The 3139-nt window shown below is 64.7% G+C and carries 3 protein-coding genes; 2 read left to right on the top strand and 1 reads right to left on the bottom strand.

The window, feature by feature from the left end:
• A partial coding sequence (locus tag GSQ79_RS19295) for a hypothetical protein (RefSeq protein WP_158810293.1) occupies nucleotides 1–673 on the top strand: 673 nt, incomplete at its 5' end.
• A 4-nt stretch (nucleotides 674–677) separates the two neighbouring features.
• On the opposite strand, the gene GSQ79_RS19300 is transcribed toward GSQ79_RS19295, so the two are convergent.
• Nucleotides 678–2018 (bottom strand): TetR/AcrR family transcriptional regulator, encoded by a 1341-nt coding sequence (locus GSQ79_RS19300; RefSeq protein WP_158810294.1) that lies wholly within the window; start codon nucleotides 2016–2018, stop codon nucleotides 678–680.
• A 106-nt stretch (nucleotides 2019–2124) separates the two neighbouring features.
• On the opposite strand from GSQ79_RS19300, the gene GSQ79_RS19305 reads away from it, so the two are divergent.
• Entirely contained in the window at nucleotides 2125–3024 is a 900-nt protein-coding gene (locus tag GSQ79_RS19305) for a xanthine dehydrogenase family protein subunit M (RefSeq protein ID WP_158810295.1), read from the top strand.
• Nucleotides 3025–3139 lie beyond the last annotated feature (115 nt).

Consider the following 3139-nt stretch of genomic DNA (forward strand, 5'->3'; position numbering starts at 1 on the left):
TCTGGAGCTCGTTCTAAAGATCGCCCAGGGCGGCTGCGTCAGAAAGTTCGAGCTTTATACGAGCATCGACGCTCATGGCGCCCGCGCCGCCTATATCCGGAACGGTCTCGATTATACGATCTGGCATGCCAACGTGCGCCGCTTCCTCGAGACGGTGCCGGATCAGCGCCTGGCGATCATGTGCGCGTTCAACGCTTTGTCGGTCACGACCTTTTCGCAGATGTATGCCGATGTGATCGCGCTGCGAAAGGCCTACCCGGATAGCCGTCCGGGCGCTGCGCCGGACGGGCGCGTGGGTATCAACTTTCCTTACCTGCGCTACCCCGAGCACCAGAGCGTCATGCTGCTGCCGGAAAGCTATGGCGATCGCGTCGACGAGATCATTGCCGACATGAAACGGACGCCTGAAGCGACCGCGATGGAACTGATCGAGCTCAAGCGGATCCGATCGGTCATGCGCACGCCGTGGCCGGAAAAAAAGCTGAACGTCACGCGCGCCGACTTCTTTCGGTTTTTTTCCGAACACGATCGCCGCCGCGAAACCGATTTTCTCGAGACGTTTCCCGAAATGGCCGAGTTTTGGGAAACCTGCCGCGATTTGGCGGCGCCGAGCTTCTTGGAAGCGTCGGCGCGAAATATCTGGCGCAGAGCGTTTCCGCTGGTGCGAGCGTAAATCGTCAGATCGGCGTCGACGACTTGGCCGTGCCGGTGTGACAGGGTGCCATCCCGATCACACCGGCGACCGCATCCTCGATGATGCGGTCGAGGCTACCTTGGGGCTCGAGACCATAGATCCATCGTCTGATGGCGATGTAGACGATCTGGCCGTGCAGGCCCCAGGCGATCTCGAGGGCGCGGTCGTCCGCCGACGACCGTAACAGACGCTGGGCGCGGAGCGCGTCGGCGACAGGCTCGATGATCTGACGCCGGACGAGATCAAGGTAACGCGCACAAATATCGACCTGATGCAGCCCGGCGAAGACGAAGATGCGGATCCATTCGTAGCGGTCGATGGCTTTGCTGTACTGGATGTAGAAGGTCGTCAGCCGCTCGGACAGCGGTCGCGACGGATCGCGTAACGATGCCTCCCAATCCGCGTTCCACCGATCGAGATAGACCTCTTCGTAGACGCGTTCGATCAAGGCGGCCTTGGTCGGAAAGTAGCGATAGAGCAGGGGGTGGGTCACCCCGAGCCGCCTGGCGAGCTCGCGCATCTGCCCGGCCATGCCGTGTTCCGCAAAGAACCGGACAGCTTCGTCGACGATGAAGCGCTCGCGTTCGTGCGGCGGCATGCGGCGGCGCGGTCCGGCTTCGGCCGCGCCGAGCGTCGCGGACGTGAGCCGCGGTGTCGCTTCCGGCGGTGCATCCGGCTGGACGCTCAAGAAGGCCGCGACGGCATCGCCGATCGTACCGCCAAGGTTTTCCGGGATGGTCAGGCCATAAACGAATTTTCGGATTGCCAGGTAGAAGATGCGGCCGTGTAGGCCTAAGGCGCGTTCGATTTCCCGGTCGGACAACGGCCTGTCGAGCGATCCCCGATCGTTCGACGCCACACGATATTCGATGCAAATTGGCAGCAGCACGGTATCGCGCAGAAGGGCGAGATAGGGGGCGTTGATGTCCACGCCCTTCAGTCCGGCGAACATGAAGAGGCGGATCCAGTCGCGATGGAAGATCGCGTCGGTGTAGTCGCGATAAAAGGCGCCGAGCCGATCGTCGAGGGGCGTGGAGCGGTCGCACAGCGACGCCGCCCACTCCGGCCGCATGCGCCTGACGTAGACGTCCTGGTAGACCCGCGCGATCAGCGCGTCCTTGCTCGGGAAATGCCGGAACAGCACGGAGTGGGTGATGCCAAGCCGTGCGGCCAGCACCCGGAGCTGGCCATCGAACCCTTCCTCCGCAAAGAAGCGGATGGCTTCGCTGAGGATCATGCGCTCGCGGTCGGCAGCCGCGATCCGCGGCCGGCGTGGCGCCGCGGCCTCATCCCCCGTTCGGCTCTTCGACGCCTTTGCAACCATATGGTCATTTACTCTTGACGGCTTCTGCGTCCACAATCACATTCGTGACCAAACGGTCAATAAGACGAACGCCGGCTTAAGTCTGGCGCATTGGGATGGAGGCCGCGTGAAGGCACGGGATATCCAATACGAGCGCGCGCGGTCGTTGCAGGACGCAGTCGACCTGTTGCACCGTCATGGTCCCGACGCGCGCCTTATTGCCGGGGGCCAGAGCCTCGTGCCGGCGTTGAACCTCCGTCTGGCCGCCCCCGAGATGCTGGTCGACATCGGCGCGCTCGCCGAACTGCGCGGCATCCGGCTCGTCGAAGTCGATGGCGTCGAGCGCCTGCGCATCGGCGCGCTGACGCGCCACGTCGACATCGAACGATCGGCACTGATCGCCGCGCATGTGCCGCTGCTCGCGCTGGCGGTCAAGCACGTCGCTCACGCCGCGATCCGCAACCGCGGCACGTTCGGCGGCAGCATCGCCCACGCCGATCCGGCATCGGAATTTCCGGCCTGCGTTCTGGCGCTCGGCGCCATGCTCCATATCGCCGGACGCGACGGCACGCGCACCGTGGCGGCCGCGGACTTTTTCCTCGGCCTGCACGAGACGGCGATCAAGGCCGGCGAAATCCTCGTCGCCGTGGACATCGATCCCCTCGGCGAAGGCTTTCGTTCCGGTTTTGCAGAATTGGCGCGACGCAGTGGCGACTATGCCCTCGTCGGCGTCGCGCTTCAGGGGCGCCCGCTTCCAGGCCGAACACTGTTCGCCGTGGTGGCGCCGGCGTTTTTCTCCGTGGGCGACCGTCCGCTGCTGGCCGATGCGGCGGCGGCAATCCTGATGGACGCAGCCGTCGCCGACGGCGATCGTATCCGCCTGGCACAGGAGTCGCTCGCTGCCGACCTCGATCCGCCGACCGACCCGCAGATGTCCGGCGCGGCGCGGCTGCATCTCGCTCGCGTCCTCCTCGGCCGCGTCGTCGCCGAGGTTTTGGCCGCAAGCCAGGGTGTCGCCCGTGGCTGATCCCAAAACCGTCAACTTCAGCGTCAACGGCATGGACACGACGATCAGCGTGCAGCCGCGGACGCATCTCGCTGACGTGCTGCGCATCGACCTCGGCCTCACCGGCACGCATCTC

This window comes from Beijerinckia sp. L45, from assembly GCF_009765775.1.
Taxonomy (GTDB): domain Bacteria; phylum Pseudomonadota; class Alphaproteobacteria; order Rhizobiales; family Beijerinckiaceae; genus RH-AL1.

Excerpts from the sequence above, each read along its gene's own strand:
- GSQ79_RS19300 (WP_158810294.1), bottom strand. The coding sequence starts at position 2,018 with ATGGTTGCAAAGGCGTCGAAGAGCCGAACGGGGGATGAGGCCGCGGCG.